The organism is Edwardsiella tarda ATCC 15947 = NBRC 105688, assembly GCF_003113495.2.
Lineage (GTDB): Bacteria > Pseudomonadota > Gammaproteobacteria > Enterobacterales > Enterobacteriaceae > Edwardsiella > Edwardsiella tarda.
Genome location: NZ_CP084506.1, coordinates 105,122 through 127,700 on the forward strand (window position 1 = coordinate 105,122; position 22,579 = coordinate 127,700).

20 protein-coding genes and 2 tRNA genes are annotated in these 22,579 nt (G+C 54.2%); 20 read left to right on the forward strand and 2 right to left on the reverse strand.

Features of this window, described 5'->3' with window-relative positions; translation table 11 throughout:
* The first annotated feature begins 27 nt into the window (after positions 1-27).
* From DCL27_RS00600 to DCL27_RS00620, 5 genes are all read left to right on the forward strand, one after another.
* Positions 28-1,773: an amidohydrolase gene (locus tag DCL27_RS00600; protein WP_035596837.1), complete on the forward strand. Its 1,746-nt coding sequence runs from the start codon at positions 28-30 to the stop codon at positions 1,771-1,773.
* A 36-nt stretch (positions 1,774-1,809) separates the two neighbouring features.
* On the forward strand, positions 1,810-2,991 hold the full coding sequence (locus tag DCL27_RS00605; protein WP_133175566.1) for a hypothetical protein: 1,182 nt from the start codon (positions 1,810-1,812) through the stop codon (positions 2,989-2,991).
* A 57-nt stretch (positions 2,992-3,048) separates the two neighbouring features.
* Positions 3,049-3,444 carry a type II toxin-antitoxin system RelE/ParE family toxin gene (locus tag DCL27_RS00610; RefSeq protein ID WP_005290887.1) on the forward strand — a complete coding sequence of 132 codons (396 nt, stop codon included), beginning with the start codon at positions 3,049-3,051 and terminating at the stop codon, positions 3,442-3,444.
* Positions 3,445-3,610: 166 nt separating this feature from the next.
* Entirely contained in the window at positions 3,611-4,036 is a 426-nt protein-coding gene (nudI, locus tag DCL27_RS00615; protein WP_005295599.1) for a nucleoside triphosphatase NudI, read from the forward strand.
* A gap of 195 nt (positions 4,037-4,231) precedes the next feature.
* Complete coding sequence (locus tag DCL27_RS00620) at positions 4,232-4,576, forward strand: hypothetical protein (protein WP_035596831.1); 345 nt, start codon at positions 4,232-4,234, stop codon at positions 4,574-4,576.
* Between the two features lie 380 nt (positions 4,577-4,956).
* Here DCL27_RS00620 and DCL27_RS00625 read toward each other — a convergent pair whose 3' ends face one another.
* Entirely contained in the window at positions 4,957-5,103 is a 147-nt protein-coding gene (locus DCL27_RS00625) for a hypothetical protein (RefSeq protein ID WP_005290879.1), read from the reverse strand.
* Between the two features lie 644 nt (positions 5,104-5,747).
* Between DCL27_RS00625 and DCL27_RS00630 the strand changes: the two genes are divergently transcribed.
* The 10 genes from DCL27_RS00630 to DCL27_RS00675 all read left to right on the forward strand — a co-directional run bounded on the left by DCL27_RS00630 (position 5,748) and on the right by DCL27_RS00675 (position 15,666).
* Positions 5,748-6,176 (forward strand): universal stress protein, encoded by a 429-nt coding sequence (locus DCL27_RS00630; protein ID WP_005295594.1) that lies wholly within the window; start codon positions 5,748-5,750, stop codon positions 6,174-6,176.
* An 856-nt stretch (positions 6,177-7,032) separates the two neighbouring features.
* A complete protein-coding gene (locus tag DCL27_RS00635) occupies positions 7,033-7,797 on the forward strand; it encodes an AraC family transcriptional regulator (protein ID WP_005295593.1) in 765 nt (254 codons plus the stop codon).
* A gap of 320 nt (positions 7,798-8,117) precedes the next feature.
* Positions 8,118-8,648 carry an isopentenyl-diphosphate Delta-isomerase gene (idi, locus tag DCL27_RS00640; protein ID WP_035596828.1) on the forward strand — a complete coding sequence of 177 codons (531 nt, stop codon included), beginning with the start codon at positions 8,118-8,120 and terminating at the stop codon, positions 8,646-8,648.
* A gap of 303 nt (positions 8,649-8,951) precedes the next feature.
* Positions 8,952-9,761 carry a pyrroline-5-carboxylate reductase gene (gene proC / locus DCL27_RS00645; protein WP_005295591.1) on the forward strand — a complete coding sequence of 270 codons (810 nt, stop codon included), beginning with the start codon at positions 8,952-8,954 and terminating at the stop codon, positions 9,759-9,761.
* 203 nt (positions 9,762-9,964) lie between these two features.
* Positions 9,965-11,521 (forward strand): methyl-accepting chemotaxis protein, encoded by a 1,557-nt coding sequence (locus DCL27_RS00650; protein ID WP_005295588.1) that lies wholly within the window; start codon positions 9,965-9,967, stop codon positions 11,519-11,521.
* 83 nt (positions 11,522-11,604) lie between these two features.
* Complete coding sequence (uhpA, locus tag DCL27_RS00655) at positions 11,605-12,195, forward strand: transcriptional regulator UhpA (RefSeq protein ID WP_005290854.1); 591 nt, start codon at positions 11,605-11,607, stop codon at positions 12,193-12,195.
* Entirely contained in the window at positions 12,195-13,727 is a 1,533-nt protein-coding gene (gene uhpB / locus DCL27_RS00660) for a signal transduction histidine-protein kinase/phosphatase UhpB (RefSeq protein ID WP_035596825.1), read from the forward strand. The genes uhpA and uhpB overlap by 1 nt, the downstream gene beginning before the upstream one ends.
* A 105-nt stretch (positions 13,728-13,832) precedes the next feature.
* Complete coding sequence (uhpC, locus tag DCL27_RS00665; RefSeq protein ID WP_005290846.1) at positions 13,833-15,179, forward strand: MFS transporter; 1,347 nt, start codon at positions 13,833-13,835, stop codon at positions 15,177-15,179.
* 194 nt (positions 15,180-15,373) lie between these two features.
* Positions 15,374-15,450, forward strand: a tRNA-Pro gene (locus tag DCL27_RS00670).
* Between the two features lie 139 nt (positions 15,451-15,589).
* A tRNA-Pro gene (locus tag DCL27_RS00675) sits at positions 15,590-15,666 on the forward strand.
* A gap of 90 nt (positions 15,667-15,756) precedes the next feature.
* Here DCL27_RS00675 and DCL27_RS00680 read toward each other — a convergent pair.
* Positions 15,757-16,254 carry a YbaK/prolyl-tRNA synthetase associated domain-containing protein gene (locus DCL27_RS00680; protein ID WP_005295579.1) on the reverse strand — a complete coding sequence of 166 codons (498 nt, stop codon included), beginning with the start codon at positions 16,252-16,254 and terminating at the stop codon, positions 15,757-15,759.
* Between the two features lie 565 nt (positions 16,255-16,819).
* On the opposite strand from DCL27_RS00680, the gene dppA reads away from it, so the two are divergent.
* The 5 genes from dppA to dppF all read left to right on the forward strand — a co-directional run bounded on the left by dppA (position 16,820) and on the right by dppF (position 22,551).
* Positions 16,820-18,448 carry a dipeptide ABC transporter periplasmic-binding protein DppA gene (dppA, locus tag DCL27_RS00685; RefSeq protein ID WP_005295577.1) on the forward strand — a complete coding sequence of 543 codons (1,629 nt, stop codon included), beginning with the start codon at positions 16,820-16,822 and terminating at the stop codon, positions 18,446-18,448.
* 149 nt (positions 18,449-18,597) lie between these two features.
* Positions 18,598-19,617, forward strand: a complete 1,020-nt coding sequence (gene dppB, locus DCL27_RS00690; protein ID WP_005290830.1) for a dipeptide ABC transporter permease DppB — start codon at positions 18,598-18,600, stop codon at positions 19,615-19,617.
* Positions 19,618-19,628: 11 nt separating this feature from the next.
* Complete coding sequence (gene dppC / locus DCL27_RS00695) at positions 19,629-20,552, forward strand: dipeptide ABC transporter permease DppC (RefSeq protein ID WP_005295572.1); 924 nt, start codon at positions 19,629-19,631, stop codon at positions 20,550-20,552.
* Between the two features lie 11 nt (positions 20,553-20,563).
* Positions 20,564-21,544, forward strand: coding sequence for a dipeptide ABC transporter ATP-binding protein (gene dppD / locus DCL27_RS00700; RefSeq protein WP_035599794.1), 981 nt, complete (start codon positions 20,564-20,566; stop codon positions 21,542-21,544).
* Positions 21,541-22,551 carry a dipeptide ABC transporter ATP-binding subunit DppF gene (dppF, locus tag DCL27_RS00705; RefSeq protein ID WP_035599792.1) on the forward strand — a complete coding sequence of 337 codons (1,011 nt, stop codon included), beginning with the start codon at positions 21,541-21,543 and terminating at the stop codon, positions 22,549-22,551. Before dppD ends, dppF begins: the two co-directional genes overlap by 4 nt.
* The last annotated feature ends 28 nt before the right edge of the window (positions 22,552-22,579 follow it).

Here is a 22,579-nt window from a genome sequence, read left to right on the forward strand (position 1 = left end):
AATTCTATGCGTGAAGGAATCAATAGTATGAAAATGGATAATATTGCTTTTCGTTTGATTGATATGACGAGTCCGGTAACGCTATTTCTCGCTAAGAAAGTCATTACTATGGATCCGGCGGCTCCATGTGCCGAATGTGTCGCCAGCCAACATGGCACGATTGTGGCGGTGGGGCCGACAGAGACGGTCATGAAAGCATTAGCGCTACACCATTGCGCCATTGAGGTCGATGATAGGTTTCGTGAATATTATATTTATCCGGGTTTCTCCGAACACCATATGCATCCCCATATGATGGGTGCATTCTTGCGTGATGCTCATTATATCGGTTATGTCGACCGTAAAGGCGTGGATGGGACGCGCCTTCCGGGCATTCAGTCCGTTGACGCATTAATTGAGCGACTTCGGCAGCTGCTCCGCCACGATCATGCTCGTCTGGCCTCATCGGCTACACAGTGGCTAAACTGTTGGGGATTCGACCCTCTCTTGTTGAATAATGCGGATGTCAGCCGTGATGTCTTGGATCAGGTCTCGACGGAGTACCCTATTTGTCTTAGCCATGCTTCCGGGCATGTTATCAATGTGAACTCCCGCGCATTAACCCTGTGTGGTTATGAGCGCATGCCTGCCGACCCTAACCTATTTTGTTATGAAGATGGTCGTTTAAACGGCACCATTGCAGAATTGGCGATGATGCAACCCGCCATTGCTAATGGCGCCGCCCGTATGGATTTCTCTCTAGAGGGATTACTTGATGCTGGAGAAATCGCCACTCGGATTGCCCGTATACATGGTTGTACATCGATTACGGATAAAGGAACCAATATTCCTGTGATACCGGGGAATATGGCAGCAGAAGCCTGGATTAAGGGGGCGGCGCAGAAGCGGTTACATACTCGCGTTATTATGGAACCGTGGTTTTCCACGATAGAACGTTGGCGATACAAGACATGGTCGGGATGGGAGGCGGTCGAAGCCTTGCGCAATGAATATCATCCGCGCCTGAGCGTGGGAAATTATAAGTTATTAGCCGATGGTTCTATCCAGGCCTTTACGGCGTACCTATTGCCAGATCAATCATATGTGACGCCAGGTAAACCGAATGGCTTGTTGCTGATGGATGCAGACGCGATGGCTAAGCATATTGCTCTGGCCGAGAGTCATGGTATGTCGTGCTCGATCCACACCAATGGTAATGGTGCTACCGAGGCGGCGCTGGAGGCTATCGCCCTGGTTCGCGCCAATAATCCGAACCCTGGTTTCCGCCATTCTTTAGAGCATTGCCAGCTGGCTACAGAGAATCAGTTTTACCGCATGGCAAGGCTCGGTGTCACACCGAATTTATTTGCCAATCATCTCTACTTTTGGGGCGACGTACACTGCAAGTACACGGTCGGTCCCCACGGCGTCCGTCGGATGGATGCCTGCCGCAGTGCTACCCGCTATGGATTGAAGCATGGAGTGCACTCTGACGATATGGTGACGGAGGTCGCTCCGCTCTTTTCTGCCTGGTGCGCCGTCAATCGCCGCTCCCTGACTGGGGTCGTTTATGGTGAGGATCAGTGTCTCACCGTGGATGAGGCCATGCGGGTGATTACGTATAACCATGCATGGCTGGCGCACCAAGATGATGTACGCGGTAGCATTGAGCTGGGTAAATGGGCAGATTTTACCGTGCTGGAGGAGGAGGCCACGGAGGCTGTTCGTGAGCGGCTGAAGGATATTCGTATTATTGGGACGGTGATTGGTGGTGACGATATCATGCTTAATTGATGGAGCGGGGGAGGTCTGTACCTCCCCTCGGTAGCCATGCTAAATCTGCGTGGTGTAAACAATCGCCACGAACCTGACTTGAGAGCAATGGTTGGGTTCGCCATGTTTAATATTTCATTTACGTTGATGTTGTTCCCTCAATATATTTCTGATGCCTATCTTTATGGTTATGAAGTGATGGGCGGGATGATGGCTTGTTGGGGGGCTGGCGCATTTATCGGCCTATGGCTATTTCGATCTCTCCGTAGCATGCGAAGCCTGTCCTGTTGGGGCGGCTCGTTGCTCTTGCTGTATGCCATATTGATGTTGTTGGTTCCTGCGTATGTCTCTGTTGTCCTACTGGCCTGTACACTCTTTCTCTTGGGGATTATCCATAGCTGCTTATGCCTCCTGTTGTCGCTCGGGGCATTTCCCCATCAAGTGAGTTTCTCACGATGTTGGCAGCCTGATCGCTGGCCGCTGTCATTGATCATCGGAGAGGTGAGCGGTATTTCCCTTGCCGCGTTGATGCCGGATCCTGTGCGGGGAATTTCGTTGGGGGGGCTGGGAGGGCTTGCCGCCGCTATTTTCTATGGATATCTGGTACCTGGGGCGCGTGTCGTGTCGGATATTCCGATTGCGCGGCACTGGTCGGTCATGGAGCTCATGGTGACCAGACGCTTATTCATGGTTATTGGTTGGGGGAGTATCTGTTTGGCCTCCCATATGTTGTTTATGTCGTTTCCCACACTGATGAAGACGCTCTTTGACTTTTCTACATGGCAATCCGGCATGGTGATAGCCGTTTCCGATTTGATTGTATTGGGTTTTTATCCTGGGATGCGCGTGTTGGGGCCCCGCTGGGGGGCGGGATGGGCTTGGCTGGGGGTATCAATCATCTCGTTGCTCATTTTCCTGCTATTTTCGTTTTGTGCTGTGAGTTTGATTTCGTCGATCATGGTGATGCTAAGTGTCCACTGTTGCTGGCTTGTGTTTGTGATATCCAGCGTACAGCAGGGGAGCGCGGCCTTTTGTGGTGCTAGCGGCGGCGTATCTGTGCCATATTCCGTGATATTTTTCTCCTGTATTGCCTACCTACCAGCCGGCCTGCTCAATAGTTACCTAACGATCACTCTGGGTATGGCCTATCTTCCTCTATTTGCTGTGGGGATCTGCCTGGTGGGGATAGTCTGTGTACTGGGTGGCCAGGTATTATCCGCTATGACGCCAGGGCGTTGAGCGGGATTGGTCTGTCGAGAATCGGGCCCCGCTTCAAGATTAATTCTAGGTAGGTCGATGATGAAAATTCTTTGTTTTCCGGCAGCGGAGGGGGGAGCCGCACCGATGGTACATTTCCTTGGACAGTTGTCTGGGAAGTTAGCCGAGTCGATTAAAAAGAAGTTGATCGCTTTCAGTACCCAGGAGACGATCTACTCCTCCTCAAGTCTAAAAATTCTGAAACCCACGATATGGGGATATAAAGGCACTATCTATAAACTCCGTGTGGATTGTGGCGCACAGTCTGCGCGGGTGCTATTTACCTTGAGCCGTTCTAACGATCTGGTGGTGCTGCACGCCTTTTTGAAGAAAACACGTAAGACGCCCCCGAAAGAGGCCGAAATCGCGATACGTCATTTAGCGGCATTAAATGCAGGTGCTGATCCGGTTCCTTTATTTCCACATGATACCTAACGAGTGAGCCTGATACGCCAATCCGTGATGAGGGGAAGAGAGGTGCCGCTATTCTATGAACCGCTTCACTTCGTGTCTTGACATCACAGGTTATGATGCCTGACTGGAGATCGTGAGTAATGTGATATCAGTGCTACCCATTCACATCAGCGGAGGTAAGGGAGCGATGCGTCAGAGGATTATTGTATGCCCTATCATTCAGAATGAAGGGGCGTTTCTGTTGTGCAAGATGGCGGATGATCGAGGCGTGTTCCCTGGACAATGGGCGCTACCGGGAGGCGGGATGGAGGTCGGGGAAACCATGGAGGCGGCCCTACGGCGTGAGATCCGCGAGGAGTTGGGAGAGTCCTTGGTGATCAGCGAGATAACGCCGTGGACATTCCGTGATGACGTACGAACCAAGCGTTACGCGGATGGCCGTACCGAAGAGATTTACATGGTCTACCTGATCTTCGACTGCGTTAGCCGCAATCGGGACATTATCTTTAATGAAGAGTTTCAGCAAGTGGCCTGGGTTATGCCTGAGGCACTGGCCGGGATGGATCTTAATGAGGCGACCCGGCTGACCTTCTGCCAGAAGGGGCTGCTGTAATACCCGATGGGAGTGTGGGGCGTGTGGGACTCGATGCGGTAGTGGGGAAGGGCGCGTCGCGTTGTTGGTGTTAGGGGGTTTTCGTTCCTGTCTCCCGTGCGGGTCGTCTGCTGGCCTTGAGATATCATGCGCAGAGGCGGCGCGCTACTATCATTCACTGGAGTGCCCATGGGTTAGCAGCGTAAGGAGGATGGTATGAGTGAGGGGAGCTTTGCCACGGCATTGGTGGTGACGATTGATGACAATACGGCGATGCGAGCATTCTTTAAAAAATTTTCACGTGATGAAGCGGCGATCAAGGCTAATCTCTACCATGAATTACCGCAGATTATCAGCCAGCGTCCTCATAAAATTAAGGCGGCGTGGGGTTTGAAGCATCAGGGGCAAACCATTCTTGAGTATAAAATAGTGTTGAAGCCCCGTAGTTTTCGTGCCGCCTATATCCAATGTCAGCAGCAGATATCGGTGATTTTTATCTCCGATATCCTGATTAAGCGCGAGTTTGTTAATGCGCTGGCGGCGACACATCTGGCCGATTGAACGTGTTCGGTTGTGGTCGAAGGTAAAAGCATCGTACCTCACCGTGTTGGTGAGGGTGAGTGATGACGTTCGGTGGTGCGTAGGCAGTGAGCCTGGCTCCGCCCCTTAATACGAATGTGATGAGATCTTTCGTTTTTTGTCGTTGTGAGGGAGGCGATAGGACCAGTATGCTTTGGGGCTGTATGAAACGCAGATATGTGCGCTGGGTACAATGCGACGAGCATGCCGCCAATGGATAGGGATAGCGATGCATCATTCACTTTCGCATCCGGCGAATACTCGTGGGACTGTGCGATGATAAGGACGCTATCATGCGGCTCGCGTCATGGTGCTTATGCGGCGAGCCGCGGATAGCGGGACAGCGTCTTCGCTATGGGTGATTACTCGTCGAAACTGGTGTAGAAGGTATCGTTATAGGTACACATACCGCAGTCAGCGAGGTTGCCGAAATTATTATTGTGGACTGGTGGGGTATGGGCACAGCCACTTAATACCAGGGCAGCGAGCAATAAGACGATGTATCTCATAATGGACTCCGGGTAAGGATTCTTCTGTTAAGAATTAGGTATATGCAATGCCCTACTCATCGTGAGCATTTAAATTCCCTGTGTTATTTACCGACGATTATAGCGTGAGATTTTTATGCTGTCTGCCTCACATTTAACCTAAAGTGCTTTCGCTAAGCATGAAATAATATGCAAAAAGGGTGCTGCAAAAATAAAAAGGCGTTCTGTATTTTTGGCTATTTTATAATTTCTGCACATTGTTGTGCAGCACGATAAAAAATGAAGAAATAATGGAGAATACAAAAATAATAGTGTTTTCGTTTGATTGTTTATTTTATCGATAGGATGAGTGATTGGTTATTATCTGACATGAAATGAAAGGAGCGACATTACGTATTGTACGATAGGCGATGTTTCCCCCATAGCGCGTGGGGCGATAGGCGGGAAGGAGAGCCGTATCGAGAGGGGGCGTACGTCATACTCTGTGGTATCTCACAAAAGCGCAGCAACGTAATGTTGTCTATTCTTATCAGGCAGTATGCTAGACCGATGCTTGGGCTATGCCAGAACCAGAACACCGGAGGGCATTGGGTGGCTGGTGCTTGGTGTGCTGATCCACGCAGGAATCGCGCTGTTTTACGGTGAGCCAGGAGGAGGGGGTTACGATGTACAAGAATATTTTGGTGCCTGTCGATATTGAGGAAGATCTCCTGACGCAAAATGCGCTGGAGCATGTGATTTACATGGCTAAACTGACGAATGCCGAGGTGCATTTCCTGTATGTTCTGCCTGATGCACAGGCATTCGTCACTGCATACTCCTTTGGTATCAAAGAGTTTGAAAATAAAGCCGTGGCAAACGCAGAAGAGAAGTTGCTGACGTTGATCGATCATATCGATCTGCCGCGAGAGCGGATGTCTTACACTATCCGTTTCGGTACTCCACGTGATGAGGCCTTGCTACAGGCCGAGGAGATGGGGGCTGATTTGATCGTGATTGGCTCCCATCGTCCGAGTGTGAAGACTTATCTACTGGGGTCTAACGCGGCGGCTATCGTTCGTCATGCCAAGACGAATGTGTTAGTGATTCGCTGAGATCGTCGCTATTTCTTGATGACTTGAGGCGTTTTCTCGATGGCTGCGTGGGTGTCACGGGCGCAGCCACTTGGTGTCCATAGCGACCTCTGTCGCCTTGGGAGGGGGTGATCGGCTAGCGATCTTTATCGTGTTGGTTAGTGAGCCTTTTTGGCATACGATTAGATTGGGATGTTTCTCGCTGCCTCAATAATTCACTGATATCACTATGAGCCAAAAAAATAATTCTTCGGAGTAAATGTTTATTGTATTTTTTGATTTATTTTAACGTAACTTTTTGATTGTTTAATGTTTTCCATATGTCTCTCGCTGAAGCCTCCCCCTTGCATCACGCTGGCTGCCGCGTAATACTAAAAATTAACGTTGTGATGGCGTGGCGTAATTTTACTTTATGCATATTATTTTAGATATTATGTAAGGTCATTGACGTTGGTGTTGGTATGATTTGGTCATGTTCTGAGTATGGCTAGGAGAGTAATAATCACGCCGGCGTTAGATAGAATTATTGTTGGTGATCTACTGACGATAATGTAGCAAAGACATCGTAGCATTATAATAACTAGGTAATTATTGCGCGGAGAATCCTCCGCGTTTTTTTTGGATATAATAAATAGTTATTAATTCTCTATCTGCTTAGTATCAGAATAGGATAAGTATATCGATAAGATTTGAGTAATCCTATCGTGTAAAGAAAACGCTACAGTGAAAATTTTCCAGTGAGATTGAAATAATCATATTCTTCGGTATGTTACTTTCATTATTGGGAGCAACTTTAGGCTTCTCTTTTATGCTATGTGCTGGCACCACGAGGTGGTAGTGAGATAAGGCATTTTGTTCATTTTGTAGGATGTCTGCTATGAAACTTTGCTGTGATGAATGTTGTGCGATAGTTTTAACAGAAAGTGATGTGAATGTCAGGTTTAGTGAGGGCGTACCCGTTAAGTTTAATGCTAATCATTTGATGTTGATCTCTGTGGAGAATGATGCAATAGACTTTTCGCTACTAGAGCCAGCTTATGTGCTTTATATTACTAGAGATTTGATAAAAGATTATCTGCACTTTTTGAAAAAAGATCTGACCAGTTATGCTCCGATATCACGTAATTTCCCACCCTACATGATGGAGCCTTGCCGAACACCCTATGTATTCAAAGAAGCGGCACGCCATTCGGTGATGCGGGATACTGATGAGATCGAGTATGAACGCAAGCGTTCGTTGACATTTGCCGCACTATCCATCTTCCTTAACAATAAGAATTTTATTCCATTTTTAATGAGGATGGTGCGGAACAATATTAGCGCAAATGTCTACAATATTATTCAAAGTGATATCAACAAGACCTGGAGCCTGACGACGGTGGCGAGTTGTCTATGCTTGAGTCCCAGCTCATTAAAGAAAAAACTAAAAAATGAGCAGACCAGTTACAGTAAAATTGTCACCGATTGCCGCATGCGCTATGCAGTAGAGCAGTTATTAGTCTTCAATAAGAATATCTCACAAGTTTCAGCCTTATGTGGCTATAGTAGTACCTCTTATTTTATTTCGGTATTTAAGGAATATTACGGAATGACGCCGTTAAATTATGTGCATCGTTATCGTGATGGTGCCATGTTATCCTAGTCTCTACGATAGCACGCGTCGCTAGCTGGCGTTGTTTGACACGGATGTCGTCACATTCCCCCCGAGCATGTTTGCTCTCTTCTACCGCTCATATCAGTAGTCTTTTGCTACCTTATCCGTTACGGTCATGGGCCCATTCTTATCCTAGTTATCTCTTATGCTCCATGGAGCGTAAGACATGTTATCGTCGGATTTTTAACGAGAAAAGCAGTTCAGTACTAAAAAGGTCGCTGAGGATAAGGTATGGTAACCGGCTCTTGTACCGTGTACCTGTGATGACACGGTGGCGTTCCATATTGTGTAGGTAGGGAGGGGAGTCGGTGATTGAAGTCGTTTTGGTTGATCAGCAGGATAAGCCGCTAGGACGGATGGAGAAGCTGGCGGCACACCGTGAGGGGCGCCTGCACCGAGCCCTGTCGGTTTATCTCTTCAATGCGCGAGGCGAACTGTTGCTGCAACGGCGCGCCGCCGATAAATACCATGCCGGTGGGCAATGGAGTAACACCTGTTGTAGCCATCCGTTGCCAGGGGAAGCGAACGACCAGGCCGCGATGCGCCGTTTGCAGGAAGAGATGGGGATGCAATGTGCGCTCGACCCGGCCTTAACGTTGTATTACCGCGTAGATGTGGGGCAAGGGTTGACCGAGCATGAGTTGACTCATGTGTTTGTAGGGCGTAGCGAGCAGAATCCACAGCTCAATCCGGCAGAGGTTGATGCCTTTGCGTGGCGCGCGCCTGAGCAGATCCTACAACATATGGCTCAGCAGCCGGATTATTACACACCCTGGTTTCGTGTCTGCCTACCGCAAGTCTTACAGCATCTTGCCGCGTGTCCGCGTGAAGTGGTATAGGGTCGATATCACGGATAGTGATAAGCATGAGGCCATGTACCGTGTCGGATGACTCGCGGGTATCGCGCTGGCTCCCCCTGCCGGCGCTTAGCGTATCGGCGAACCACGTATCTGATTGATTCGTTATGAACCTCCCTCGATGATCCGCGCTCTGCTAAATGATATTTAGGCTACCTCTTTCCATATACCGCTATCGTGTAGGCAGCATATTTTTCCCCGATGCTTGGTGGTAGTCTGGCACGAGTAGGGAGGGGCTGCATCTGACTCCCTGTCTTAATGCTGAAAGCCTGGGTTGGAGGACGTATGGAGCAAAAAATCGGTTTTATCGGCTGTGGCAACATGGGCCGGGCTATTCTCGGGGGGCTACTCGCTAGCCAGTATGCGCAGGCGCAAGATATTTGGGTGTATAACCGCACCGCAGATAGCGTCAGAGCCATTGTCGATGAATATGGCGTAAAGGCGGCAGCGAATGCCCAGGCGCTGGCGGCCGAGGTGGATATCGTGGTGTTGGGCGTGAAGCCTAATGGTATGGTCGCCCTATTGAGTGAGATTAAGGCATCGTTGCGCCCCGAGACCATCGTCGTCTCCATCGCGGCGGGCGTGACACTAGACACCCTACAAGCGGGGCTAGCGGCGCAGCAAAAGGTGGTGCGGGTGATGCCGAATACCCCCTCGTTGGTCAATGCGGGCATGTCTTCGGTGACCCCGAATAGCCGTGTCAGCGCCGAGGAGTGTGCACGCATCGTCACCCTCTTTCGCAGCTTTGGGCGTGCGGAGGTGGTGCCTGAGGGGTTGATCCATGCGGTCGTCGGCGTGAGTGGTTCGGCTCCAGCCTATGTCTTTATGTTTATCGAAGCGATGGCGGATGCGGCAGTACAGGCAGGGATGCCACGTGCCCAGGCCTATCAGTTTGCCGCCCAGGCGGTGATGGGGGCGGCAAAGATGGTGCTGGAGACGGGTACGCATCCTGCTGAATTAAAAGATATGGTCTGTTCCCCCGCGGGTACCACCATCGAGGCGGTCGCGGCATTAGAAGAGAAGGGGATGCGGGCAGCGGTAATTGAAGCGATCGGCCGTTGTATCGCTAAGTCAGAGGCGATGAGTCGCCGCTAAGTCCCCGCGTACTCCTCGGTCTGCGCCGTCCTGATGCGGCGGCGCAAATTTCCCTGTGATGGCCAGAAGGCTCACATCACACATCACATTATGTGATCTGGCTCAAGTTTCTCTCTTGCTGACCGATAACGTGAACGTCGACCTCACGGTAGACCGGCTGAGGGATGATCCCATGCCGAAGCGTTATTTACAGGGAATAATTGATGAATCAACGTATAACAGTGCGTGGCGGATTATTAGTCATAATCTGCACTTATACCTTATTACTGCTCTTTATCAGCAGCATGGGAATTTATTTTTTACGTCAGAGTAATCATTCTCTGGCGGTCGTTAATCAGTTGCAGGCGGATGAACTGGGGCCGCTTTCAACCGGGTTTAGCGCTACGCTTCGTGCACGCTCCGCCGCCGCCGTTGCGGCGCGGCAGTTGACGCTAGCACACACGGCCGATGCCGATGCCAGTCGCCAGACGGCGGAGGGATTGATTGCCGAGTCTGATCAGATCATGGCGCAGTTCTCTGCCTTGAAAAAGGTCACTGCCGAGGGGCAGCGCCTGAGCTCGCGTGTGGAGCAGAGTTACAAAGCTTACATTCATGACGGTTTGCGCCCGATGGTACAGGCATTGGCGCAACAGAACTTGGATGCCTATTACGGTTTTCTAGAGAATCAGGTCAGTCAGCACTCGACGGAATACGATCGCGACCTGCGTGAGTTTCGTCAGTTTGCCGATAGGTTAGGGCGAGAGGCGCTGCAAAAGGCCGACCAAGATTACCAACGGGCGATGACGCTGATCATCTCAGCCTGCCTGCTGCTGCTGGGAATGGGCGTCTTCTGTTGGTTTGCGCTGCGTCGCATCATCCTACAACCGTTGACGCAATTGGATGAGCATGTGGGGGAGATTGCGAATGGGGATCTGGCTCGTTCGTTGACGTTGAGTGGTCGCTCCGAGATAGCCCTGCTCGGGCAGAAATTGACGCAGATGCAGCGGGCGTTGGCCGGCACGGTACGTCGTGTGCGGGATGCCAGCGAGCAGGTTGATGTGGGGGCGCGCGAGTTGCGAGCCGGCAACAGTGATCTCTCGCAGCGTACTGAGGAGCTGGCGGCGTCACTCGAAGAGACGGCAGCCAGTATGGAGCAGTTGACGGCCACGGTACGCCAGAATGCGGCGAATGCCGAGCAGGCGAATCTGCTAGCCGATGGGGTCTCTAATAGCGCCAATCATGGTGCGGCCATCGTCAATGAAGCGATCGTCGGGATGCGGAGTATTTCCCAGAGCTCGCAGAAGATTGCCGACATTATCAGCGTGATCGACGGTATTGCCTTCCAGACCAATATCCTGGCGCTGAATGCTGCCGTTGAGGCGGCGCGTGCCGGTGAGCAGGGGCGTGGCTTTGCGGTGGTAGCGGGTGAAGTCCGTAACCTGGCGCAGCGCAGTGCCCAGTCGGCGAAGGAGATCAAGCAGTTGATCGAAGAGTCGGTCCATCAGGTAGGCGAGGGAGAGCGACGCGTCAGTGCCGCAGCGGATACCATGGCGAAGATCTCCGGCGAGGTGGCGCGCGTCACGGCCTTGATGTCGGAGATCTCCTGCGCCTCTCAGGAGCAGAGTCGCGGCATCGAGCAGGTCAACCAGGCGATTGCTCAGATGGATCAGGTGGCGCAGCAAAACGCCGCATTGGTGGAAGAATCGACCGCTGCGACCGCCTCGTTGGAGACGCAGAGTGAACAGCTGATGCAGAGCATGGCGACGTTCAAGCTGGTGTAAGCGCTGGGACGGCGGGCACAGTTACGGGATGTGGCCGAATATGTGTATAATTCGCACACTGTTGTTGCCCGCCGGAGCTGACTATGACCTATCGCATTGCCTTTATCGACGATCACTATATCGTTCGGTCCGGCTTCGTCCAGTTGCTGTCGCTGGAGGAGGATATGGCGGTCGTGGGTGAGTTTAGTTCGGCGGCGGAGGCGCGAGCGGGTCTACCGGGATTAGATGTGCATGTCTGTATCTGCGATATCTCGATGCCGGATGAGAGTGGCTTAGATCTCTTGGCCGATCTGCCCTCAGGCTTAGCGGTGATCATGCTGTCGATGCATGATAACGCGGCGCTGGTGGAGCTGGCGCTCGATCGTGGGGCGCGAGGGTTCCTCTCTAAACGCTGCCGTCCTGAGGATTTGGCCAGCGCAGTGCGTACCGTTGCACAGGGCGGCGTCTATCTGATGCCGGAGATCGCGCAACAGTTGGCGCGGACGCGCATCGATCCGTTGACGCGTCGGGAGCGTGAAGTGGCGATGATGCTGGCTCAGGGGCTTGAGGTGCGAGAGGTCGCCGAACGCCTCGGCCTGTCGCCCAAGACTGTCCATGTCCATCGTGCCAATCTCTTCGTCAAACTTGGGGTCAACAACAACGTCGAACTGGCACATCGCCTGTTGGGGCAGTGATGCAACACCTGATCTCGACCCTGGCTATCTTCTTTTGCTACACCATCGCCGGCTTTTGCCTATGGGCCATCGGATCGGCACTGGTGGTCATGCCTGTCGAAGCCCTGCTGCTTTTCCCCTTTGGCCTGCGTATGGGCATCCTATTACAGACTCCGCCGCGTTACTGGCCTGGGATCGTCGCGGGCGATGTGGCGCTCCAGCTCTTCTTAGCGAATCAACTCGGCATGGGCGACTGGCTGGGCGCGACGCTGCTTGGTCTGCTGTCGTGCCTGGTATTAGCCTGGGGGGCGGGGGCATGGTTACGTCATCAGCAAAGTCAGGGGGCCGAGTGGCGCTGGCCGTTGCAGCAGGGCGGGGTGGTGGCACTGGCAGCGCTCTTGCAGGCGCTACTCTGGTCATTGGTGTGCGACGCCATGCCTGGACCGACGCTGCTGCTGGGACTCTGTGGCGGCTTGACGGTGGCACCGACCTGCCTGTTGATCTGGCACTACCTGGCACAACAGAGTTGGCTGCCGCTGATGCCCGGAATCCTGCATCGTCCGGTGAATTTACGCCTGCGCCATATCGGTGCCTACCTACTGTTATTCGCATTGAGTCTCTGGCTACAGCATCTGGCACAACATGCTGAGTTGCGTCGTTTTGTCCCCTTCTGTCTAGCGATCCCGATCGTCTTTATGTCCTACCGTTATGGGTGGCAGGGGGCATTGCTGGCGACCCTGCTCAATGGTGTGGTGTTGATTGCGACAGAACCGCAGGGCGTGGCGCCGCACCGCGATCTGTTGCTCTCTCTATTGGCGCAGAGCCTGACTGGCATGCTGTTGGGCGCAGGGATCGAGCGCCAACGCGATCTGAACCGCCAGCTGAGCCAGCGTCTGGAGGAGAACCGTTCGCTGGCGCGCTCGTTGGTGATGGCGCAGGAGACAACTCGACGGGAGATCGCACGCGAACTACATGACGAGGTCGGCCAGACCATCACCGTGATCCGTACCCAGGCGGGTATCATTCGCCGTTTGAGCGACGAGCCGCGCCTGTTGGCCAGTGCGGAGGCGATAGAGAATTACGCCCTGCGGGTCTACGACGGGGTACATGAGCTGTTGGCTCAATTATGGCCAGCCTCGCTGAGCAATCTGCCGTTGGCGGCGGCGTTGGCGGCGTTGCTGCGAGACCTGCTGCCACCCGATCAGGGGATAACGACGCGGCTGGATTGGCGTATCGATGAGTCAGTCCTGGACGACACGCTGAAAATCACCCTGTATCGCCTGTGCCAAGAAGGGGTCACCAATGCTTGTCGTCACGCGCATCCCAGCCATATCGAGGTGCATGGCTGGCAAGATGTGGCGGGATTGTTGCATGTGACTATCTGCGATGATGGCTGCGGCATCGATCTGGTGAATCTGACGCCGGGCTATGGGTTGCGTGGCTTGCGTGAACGCATCTGCGCCATGGGCGGCGAACTCCAGCTGGAAAGCGCGCAAGGGACGCGATTGGCTGTGATCTTGCCCGCAGTTTTATCTGCAGAGTGTGCTAACTAAGAGTTTTTCCTAACGACGCCAGGGGATTTGTATTAGTTATCCCGCGCGTGTACATCGCAACATAGCGGCTACAACGATGAGTTTCCACGCACGAGGTATTTTCCCATGTGGTTTTTCCTGAAAAGCCGCGCCGACGCGCCCGAGATCCAGGATCGCGCCAAGGTTGACGCAACCTATAAATATTGGCGTATCCAACTGATGTGGGTGATGTACGTCGGTTATGCTGCCTTCTACTTTACTCGCAAAAGCTTCAACTTCATCATGCCGGAAATGATCAGCGATCTGGGACTGAGTATGTCCGATATCGGCATCATGGGGACGCTGTTCTACATCACCTACGGCTGTTCTAAATTTATCTCCGGGATGATCAGTGACCGCTCTAACCCGCGTTATTTTATGGGGTTAGGGCTGATCATGACCGGGATTATCAACATCATCTTCGGCATGAGCTCCTCGCTGATGGTGCTGGGGGCGCTATGGATGGTGAACGCCTTCTTCCAAGGTTGGGGCTGGCCGCCGTGCTCTAAGATTCTGACCAGTTGGTACTCGCGGGCTGAGCGTGGTAGTTGGTGGGCCATTTGGAATACCTCGCATAACGTCGGCGGTGCGCTGATTCCGTTGCTGGTGGGTTTTATCTCCCTGCATTTCAGCTGGCGTTACGGCATGATCATCCCGGGGATTATCGGGATTGTACTGGGTGTGCTGATGTGCTGGCGCCTGCGCGATAAGCCGGTCACCATGGGGCTGCCGAGTGTGGGTAAGTGGCGTGATGATGCCCTAGAGTTGGTACAAGAGTCCGAAGGTCAGGGGCTGTCCAACAAGGAGATCATTAAGCGCTATGTGCTGACCAACAAATATATCTGGCTGTTGGCTGTCTCTTACGTGCTGGTTTACATCGTGCGTACGGCGATTAACGACTGGGGGAACCTGTATCTGACTCAGACGAAAGGCTACTCGCTGATGACCGCCAACTCGGCGTTGTCGTTGTTCGAGGTGGGCGGCTTTATCGGTTCACTGGTCGCGGGTTGGGGCTCCGACAAGTTATTCCGGGGTAACCGTGGCCCGATGAACCTGATCTTTGCCATTGGTATCTTCCTGTCCGTAGCCGCTCTCTGGTTGATGCCGGGTGGGAGCTATGCCCTCCAGGCTGCCTGTTTCTTCTCTATCGGCTTCTTTATCTTTGGGCCGCAGATGCTGATCGGCATGGCCGCGGCGGAGTGTTCCCATAAAGATGCGGCCGGGGCCGCTACCGGATTCGTCGGTCTGTTCGCTTACCTCGGTGCCGCGCTCTCGGGCTATCCGATCGCTCGTGTGATGGAAGTGTGGCATTGGAATGGCTTTTTCGTGGTCATTTCCGTGGCGGCTTGCTTGTCTGCCCTATTTTTACTGCCTTTCCTGCGTGCCCAGCAGGCGGATAATGGCGTCGGACAGTCGGCGCAGGCGAATGCCTGACCGCTCGATATCGTCGGAAAAAAAGCATGGCTTCGGCCATGCTTTTTGCTATTGGGATGGTGAGAATAAGGGCAAAAATACCGCCGATGAGCGAGATTTCACGCATGATGGCCGATTTTCTCGGCAAACGGCAAAAGTAATGCAAAAAGAGGGTTGACGCGCTGAACGCTGAGCAGTAACATGCGCTCCGCATTCGGCGAGTAGCGCAGCCTGGTAGCGCAACACGTTCGGGACGTGTGGGTCGGAGGTTCGAATCCTCTCTCGCCGACCAAATTCCTGAGAAACCCAGCCCTTATGGCTGGGTTTTTTGCGTTATGCGCCGTTTACACCCGGTGGAGTAAAAGCCGGACCTACATTCTCCTTAAGGTGTTGACGCCGTTGCATGCTAGCAGTAACATGCGCTCCGCATTCGGCGAGTAGCGCAGCCTGGTAGCGCAACACGTTCGGGACGTGTGGGTCGGAGGTTCGAATCCTCTCTCGCCGACCAAATTCCTGAGAAACCCAGCCTTTATGGCTGGGTTTTTTGCTTTAGGGCGCTCTGACCCTATCCGGCCGTAGCGCCGAGTCTGAGCCGCTGCTAGCTCTCTACCGTCTGGCGGATAAACATCACACTACGGGGCGCCGCGATACGACGGTAATCTTCGCAGTTGAGGATCAGTGAACGCTCCAAGGTACCGGCGTTGAAGGCTAACTCATCGAAGCGGCTGAACAGTAATGGATCGGCGACCAGTAACAGGTCGGGATGTAGGCTAAAGGGGGGAATGGCGCCGAAGACACAATCGGTCAGCGCATTGACCTCTGCCGGACTCGCCAGCGAGGCGCGTGTCCCGCCGATACCGCGTGCCAAGGCGTTCAAATCGGCCTGTTGGTCGGCGGGAAGCACGGCTAATACGTGTTGCTTGATACCGTTCCCCTTAACGTGGCATACCAATGCCTTAGCCCCTTGACCAAGTTGTGTTCCGCGGATCTTCGCCACCTCTTCAGATTTTCCTGCGCTCGGATGCTCGACGACACGATAACGCGCCGCATGGCTGTCCAGCAGCGCCTGTAATCGTTCAAATGTTGCCTGTGACACCGTTTCTCTCCTTTTGATGACAATAGGCAGATGATAACGCCGCCAGCGTGTGACGCATGCGCATCGTCCCGCAAAAATGGCGATGACCAAGTTAGCGACCCGCCATCGACAGCATTTTTCCCTATCGATATCCATCCTATCAGGGGAATTGGGCAGATATTCAGCGCTTGGGATAAATTTTTTCACCGTAGCGATCAGTGAAATCGGCTGGTAAGAATTTATTACTTAGTGGAATTCGTTGTGCAGAAATATGGCGTACAAACTTTAATCTATAAATGCTGTTTATTTATTATCTTTTATATAAAAAAACTGATTGTTTATTAATCGATAAATTGTTCCTGGTTATATTGACGCCAACCAGAACACTTGCGAAATTGAGGCGTATAAGGCGGGCAGCGCGCTTCGCGATACCCTTATTCACACATCGATGGGCAGCTTGGCGAGTCGTTCCTCGCCGGGTTGTCGCACACCCGCCTTGGCCGAACAGGCCGCCTCCGGACGGATCGTAGAGAAAAAAACAGAGATCTGCCGGTTCACACAACATCACAGTACGGAGTTCAACGTTATGTCTGCCAAGAATAATGTATCCACAGGCCGTGGAGCGGGACGTGTCGCGCTAAAATGGGGCATCGGGATGGTGGCGCTGGCGGTGGCCGGTAGCCTTCAGGCTAAGACGCTAGTGTATTGCTCTGAGGGATCACCGGAGGGATTTAACCCTCAGCTGTTTACCTCGGGTACGACTTATGATGCCAGCTCGGTTCCCATCTATAACCGTCTGATCGAATTTAAAAAAGGGACTACCGAGATCGAGCCTGGCCTGGCGGAAAGCTGGGAGGTGAGCCCTGACGGTAAGACCTATACCTTTCACCTGCGTAAAGGGGTGAAGTGGCAGGGTAATAAACTGTTTAAACCGACCCGTGACTTTAATGCCGACGACGTCGTGTTCTCCTTCGAGCGCCAACGCGATGTCAATCACCCGTACCACAAAGTCTCCGGCGGCAGCTATGAGTACTTCCAGGGTATGGGATTGCCGGAGCTGATCGCCAAGGTCGAGAAGGTGGATGACCACACGGTGCGCATCGTATTGAATCATCCGGAGTCACCTTTCCTGGCCGATCTGGCGATGGATTTCGCCTCGATCCTCTCCGCCGAGTATGGCGATGCCATGATGAAGGCCGGTACACCGGAGAAGATTGACCTCGAGCCGTTGGGCACCGGTCCCTTCCAGCTGTTGCAGTATCAGAAAGACTCCAAGATCCTCTACAAGGCCAACAAGGATTACTGGGGGGCGAAGCCGAAGATCGATCGCCTGGTGTTCTCTATCACGCCAGATGCCTCGGTGCGTTATGCCAAGCTGCAAAAGAATGAGTGCCAGGTAATGCCGTACCCGAACCCGGCAGATCTGGAACGTATGAAGCAGGATAAGAGCATCAACCTGCTGGAGCAGCCGGGGCTAAACGTCGGTTACCTGTCGTTTAACGTAGAGAAGAAGCCACTCGATAACCTCAAAGTCCGTCAGGCACTCACTATGGCGGTGAATAAGCCGGCGATCATTGAGGCGGTATATCAGAAGGCTGGGCAACCGGCGAAGAACCTGATCCCGCCGACCATGTGGGGCTATAACGATGCGGTGCAGGATTATCCTTATGACCCTGTCAAGGCTAAGGCGTTGCTGAAAGAGGCGGGTTTAGCGGATGGCTTCACCATCGATCTGTGGGCGATGCCGGTCCAGCGTCCCTATAACCCGAATGCCCGCCGTATGGCGGAGATGATCCAGGCCGATTGGGACAAGATTGGCGTCAAGGCCAAGGTGGTCACCTATGAGTGGGGGGAATACCTGAAACGTGCCAAAGATGGTGAGCATCAGGCGGTGATGATGGGATGGACCGGGGATAACGGGGATCCGGACAACTTCTTCGCCACCTTGTTTAGCTGCGATGCGGCCAAGCAGGGCTCGAACTACTCCCGCTGGTGCTACCAGCCCTTTGAGGCGGTGATCCAACCGGCACGTGCCGAGGCGGATCAGACCAAGCGTGCCGATCTGTATAAGCAGGCTCAAGTGATCATGCATGATCAGGCACCCGCGCTGATCGTCGCCCATTCGACGGTGTATGAGCCGGTACGCAAAGAAGTGAAGGGGTATGTGGTGGATCCGTTGGGTAAACACCACTTCGATCAGGTCTCCCTGGAGTAAGCCGTTTGCCCCTCCTTTGGGAGGGGCATCGTGCCCCCTCGCGGTAACGGGTCCTCAGGCCCGGGAGCGGTAACTAGAGTCAGGCGACGCGTGGTCTCACGCGCCGCCATGGGTCGGCTTACGCCGACCGAATACAGAGAGTTCGGGCTATGTTGCAGTTTATTCTCCGACGTTTGGGGCTGGTCATCCCAACGTTTATCGGCATCACCCTACTGACGTTTGCTTTCGTTCATATGATCCCCGGCGATCCGGTGATGATCATGGCTGGCGAGCGTGGGATCTCGGCGGAGCGTCATGCGCAGATTATGGCTGAGATGGGGCTGGATAAGCCGCTATACCAACAATATTTCACTTACGTCAGTGATGTACTCCATGGCGATCTCGGTCAGTCGTTGAAGAGCCGAACGCCAGTCTGGCAAGAGTTCGTGCCACGTTTCCAGGCGACGCTAGAGCTCGGTTTCTGCGCCATGCTGTTCGCCATCCTATTGGGGATACCCATCGGGGTACTGGCCGCGGTCAGGCGTGGTTCGGTGTTCGATCATACGGCGGTTGGCGTATCGCTGACGGGTTACTCCATGCCGATCTTCTGGTGGGGCATGATGTTGATCATGCTGGTGTCGGTACAGCTCGATCTGACGCCGGTGTCGGGGCGCATCAGCGATACGGTGTTTCTGGATGATAGTCACCCGCTGACGGGCTTCATGCTGATCGATACCCTGCTATGGGGCGAACCGGGTGACTTTAAGGATGCGGTGATGCATCTGATCTTACCTTCCATCGTATTGGGTACCATTCCGCTGGCGGTGATCGTACGGATGACCCGCTCGGCGATGTTGGAGGTCTTGAGCGAGGACTATATCCGCACCGCGCGCGCCAAGGGACTGAGTCGTATGCGGGTGATCGTGGTACATGCCCTACGCAACGCGCTGCTGCCGGTGGTAACGGTGATCGGCCTACAGGTTGGCACGCTACTCGCCGGGGCCATTCTGACCGAGACCATTTTCTCCTGGCCGGGCTTAGGGCGTTGGTTGATCGATGGCCTACAACGTCGCGATTACCCGGTGGTACAGGGGGGGGTGCTGCTGGTCGCCAGTATGATCATCCTGGTTAACCTGCTGGTGGACGTGCTGTACGGCATCGTGAACCCGCGTATCCGCCATAAACACTAGGAGGCTGACAGATGTCTGAACGAATGATGGCCGAGACGGCGGCACAGACGACGCCACCACTGGCCGCCCCGCAGCCGCTGACGCCACTCCAGGAATTCTGGCACTACTTCAGTCGCAATAAGGGCGCTGTCGTGGGTTTGATTTATGTGGTGATCGTGGTTCTGGTGGCGCTGGGGGCCAATTTTATCGCTCCCCATCTGCCACAGGAGCAGTTCCGTGATGCGCTATTACGCCCGCCGGTTTGGGAGGCGGGGGGAAGCTGGCGTTTTATTCTCGGTACCGATGATGTCGGGCGTGATGTGCTATCGCGTCTGATCTACGGTGCCCGTTTGTCGCTGTTGGTAGGCTGTTTGGTGGTGGCACTCTCTCTGGTGTTAGGGGTGGTGTTAGGACTGCTGGCCGGTTATTTCGGCGGCTGGGTGGATGCGTTGATCATGCGCGTGGTGGATATCATGCTGGCGCTGCCGAGCTTGCTGTTGGCATTGGTGCTGGTGGCTATCTTCGGCCCCTCCATCGTTAACGCCTCGCTGGCCTTAACCTTTGTCGCCTTACCACACTATGTGCGCCTGACGCGCGCCGCTGTGCTGGCGGAGGTGCATCGCGACTATGTCACCGCCTCCGGTGTCGCCGGCGCCGGTGCGTTACGCCAGATGTTTATCAATATTCTACCCAACTGTCTGGCGCCGTTGATCGTGCAGGCTTCGCTGGGTTTTTCTAACGCGATTCTCGACATGGCGGCGTTAGGTTTCCTGGGAATGGGGGCGCAGCCACCGACGCCGGAGTGGGGCACCATGCTGTCCGATGTGTTGCAGTTCGCCCAGAGTGCCTGGTGGGTGGTGACCTTCCCCGGGGTGGCGATTCTGCTGACGGTATTGGCGTTTAACCTGATGGGTGACGGCCTGCGCGATGCGCTGGATCCGAAGCTGAAGCAGTAAGGGAAAGAGCAATGGCATTATTAGACGTAAATCAGCTATCGGTTCATTTTGGCGGCGCGAACGCCCCTTTCCGCGCAGTGGACCGCATTAGCTATCAGGTGGAGCAGGGTGAGGTCGTCGGTATCGTCGGCGAATCGGGATCGGGTAAGTCCGTTAGTTCGCTGGCGATCATGGGGTTGATCGATTTTCCCGGTCGGGTGATGGCGCAGCAGTTGCACTTTAATGGCGCCGATCTGCAGCGTCTCTCCGAGCGCGAGCGGCGCCAACTGGTGGGCGCCGAAGTGGCAATGATCTTCCAGGATCCGATGACCAGCCTAAATCCCTGTTATACGGTGGGCTATCAGATCATGGAGGCCTTGAAGGTACATCAGGGCGGTAATCGCCGTACCCGACGCCAGCGCGCGATTGACCTGCTCACCCAAGTCGGTATTCCCGATCCCGCTTCACGCTTGGATGTCTACCCGCATCAGCTGTCTGGCGGTATGAGCCAGCGGGTGATGATCGCCATGGCGATCGCCTGTCGGCCGAAGCTGTTGATTGCCGACGAGCCGACTACCGCGCTGGATGTCACCATTCAGGCGCAGATCATCGAGCTGCTGCTGGCGCTACAACAGCGGGAAAATATGGCGTTGGTACTGATCACCCACGACTTGGCGCTGGTGGCTGAGGCGGCACATAAGATTATCGTGATGTATGCCGGCCAGGTGGTCGAGGCCGGATTGGCTGGCGAGATTTTCCATACTCCGCGCCACCCCTATACCCAGGCGTTGCTGCGGGCGCTGCCCGAGTTTGCCGTCGATGGCGAGCGCCTCGTGTCGCTGCCGGGGGTGGTGCCGGGTAAGTATGATCGTCCGACAGGCTGCCTATTGAATCCGCGATGTCCCTATGCCACGGAGCGCTGCCGTCAAGAAGAACCGGCGCTGCGTAGCCTGAATGGGCGCGAGGTGAAATGTCATACTCCACTGGACGATGCCGGGAGGCCGACCGCATGAGTGAAACCAGACAACAGCTACCGTTGCTGCAAGCGGTAGATCTAAAGAAACACTACCCGGTGAAGGGGGGACTCTTTACCCCGCAGCGCTTGGTGAAGGCCTTGGATGGCGTCTCGTTTAGCCTGGAACGAGGTAAGACGTTGGCGGTGGTCGGTGAATCTGGCTGCGGTAAGTCAACGTTGGGCCGCTTGCTGACCATGATCGAGACCCCGAGCGCCGGTGAACTCTATTACCAGGGACAAGATCTGCTCCAGCGCGATCCGGCGGCGCAGAAGTTGCGGCGCCAGAAAATTCAGATCGTATTTCAGAATCCCTATGCTTCACTCAATCCGCGCAAGAAGATCGGCGCGCTCCTGGAGGAGCCGCTGGTGATCAACACGACGCTCTCTGCGGCGGAGCGCCGCGAACGGGCGTTGGCGATGATGGCGCGGGTCGGCTTGAAGACGGAGCATTACGATCGCTATCCACATATGTTCTCCGGCGGCCAGCGCCAGCGTATCGCCATTGCGCGTGGCTTGATGCTCAATCCCGATGTGATGATCGCCGATGAGCCGGTATCGGCGCTTGATGTCTCGGTACGGGCTCAGGTTCTGAACCTGATGATGGATCTGCAGCAGGAGCTGGGGCTCTCCTATGTCTTCATCTCGCACGATCTGTCGGTGGTGGAACATATCGCCGACGAGGTGATGGTGATGTACCTGGGGCGCTGTGTCGAGAAGGGAAGCAAGGCGCAGGTCTTCGCTAATCCGCGCCATCCTTATACCCAGGCGCTGTTATCGGCGACGCCCCGCCTCAATCCGCAGGCACGCCGGCAGCGTATCAAGTTGAGCGGCGAACTGCCCAGCCCATTGAATCCCCCGCCTGGCTGCGCCTTCAATGCCCGCTGCCGTTGTGCTTTCGACATGTGTCGTCAGCTGCAACCCCAACTGCGTGACTACGATGGGCAACGGATCGCCTGTTTCGCTGTGGAGCAGGAGGCGGCTCCCTCCCAGTCAGTCGCCGAATAAAAAAAGCGCCGATAGGCGCTTTTTTTAT

What these genes read in the sequence shown, in the direction of transcription:
- DCL27_RS00600 (WP_035596837.1), top strand. Translation starts at nt 28, where the DNA reads ATGAAAATGGATAATATTGCTTTTCGTTTGATTGATATGACGAGTCCG.
- DCL27_RS00605 (WP_133175566.1), top strand. Translation starts at nt 1,810, where the DNA reads ATGCTAAATCTGCGTGGTGTAAACAATCGCCACGAACCTGACTTGAGA.
- DCL27_RS00610 (WP_005290887.1), top strand. Translation starts at nt 3,049, where the DNA reads ATGATGAAAATTCTTTGTTTTCCGGCAGCGGAGGGGGGAGCCGCACCG.
- nudI (WP_005295599.1), top strand. Translation starts at nt 3,611, where the DNA reads ATGCGTCAGAGGATTATTGTATGCCCTATCATTCAGAATGAAGGGGCG.
- DCL27_RS00620 (WP_035596831.1), top strand. Translation starts at nt 4,232, where the DNA reads ATGAGTGAGGGGAGCTTTGCCACGGCATTGGTGGTGACGATTGATGAC.
- DCL27_RS00625 (WP_005290879.1), bottom strand. Translation starts at nt 5,103, where the DNA reads ATGAGATACATCGTCTTATTGCTCGCTGCCCTGGTATTAAGTGGCTGT.
- DCL27_RS00630 (WP_005295594.1), top strand. Translation starts at nt 5,748, where the DNA reads ATGTACAAGAATATTTTGGTGCCTGTCGATATTGAGGAAGATCTCCTG.
- DCL27_RS00635 (WP_005295593.1), top strand. Translation starts at nt 7,033, where the DNA reads ATGAAACTTTGCTGTGATGAATGTTGTGCGATAGTTTTAACAGAAAGT.
- proC (WP_005295591.1), top strand. Translation starts at nt 8,952, where the DNA reads ATGGAGCAAAAAATCGGTTTTATCGGCTGTGGCAACATGGGCCGGGCT.
- DCL27_RS00650 (WP_005295588.1), top strand. Translation starts at nt 9,965, where the DNA reads ATGAATCAACGTATAACAGTGCGTGGCGGATTATTAGTCATAATCTGC.
- uhpA (WP_005290854.1), top strand. Translation starts at nt 11,605, where the DNA reads ATGACCTATCGCATTGCCTTTATCGACGATCACTATATCGTTCGGTCC.
- uhpB (WP_035596825.1), top strand. Translation starts at nt 12,195, where the DNA reads ATGCAACACCTGATCTCGACCCTGGCTATCTTCTTTTGCTACACCATC.
- uhpC (WP_005290846.1), top strand. Translation starts at nt 13,833, where the DNA reads ATGTGGTTTTTCCTGAAAAGCCGCGCCGACGCGCCCGAGATCCAGGAT.
- dppA (WP_005295577.1), top strand. Translation starts at nt 16,820, where the DNA reads ATGTCTGCCAAGAATAATGTATCCACAGGCCGTGGAGCGGGACGTGTC.
- dppB (WP_005290830.1), top strand. Translation starts at nt 18,598, where the DNA reads ATGTTGCAGTTTATTCTCCGACGTTTGGGGCTGGTCATCCCAACGTTT.
- dppC (WP_005295572.1), top strand. Translation starts at nt 19,629, where the DNA reads ATGTCTGAACGAATGATGGCCGAGACGGCGGCACAGACGACGCCACCA.
- dppD (WP_035599794.1), top strand. Translation starts at nt 20,564, where the DNA reads ATGGCATTATTAGACGTAAATCAGCTATCGGTTCATTTTGGCGGCGCG.
- dppF (WP_035599792.1), top strand. Translation starts at nt 21,541, where the DNA reads ATGAGTGAAACCAGACAACAGCTACCGTTGCTGCAAGCGGTAGATCTA.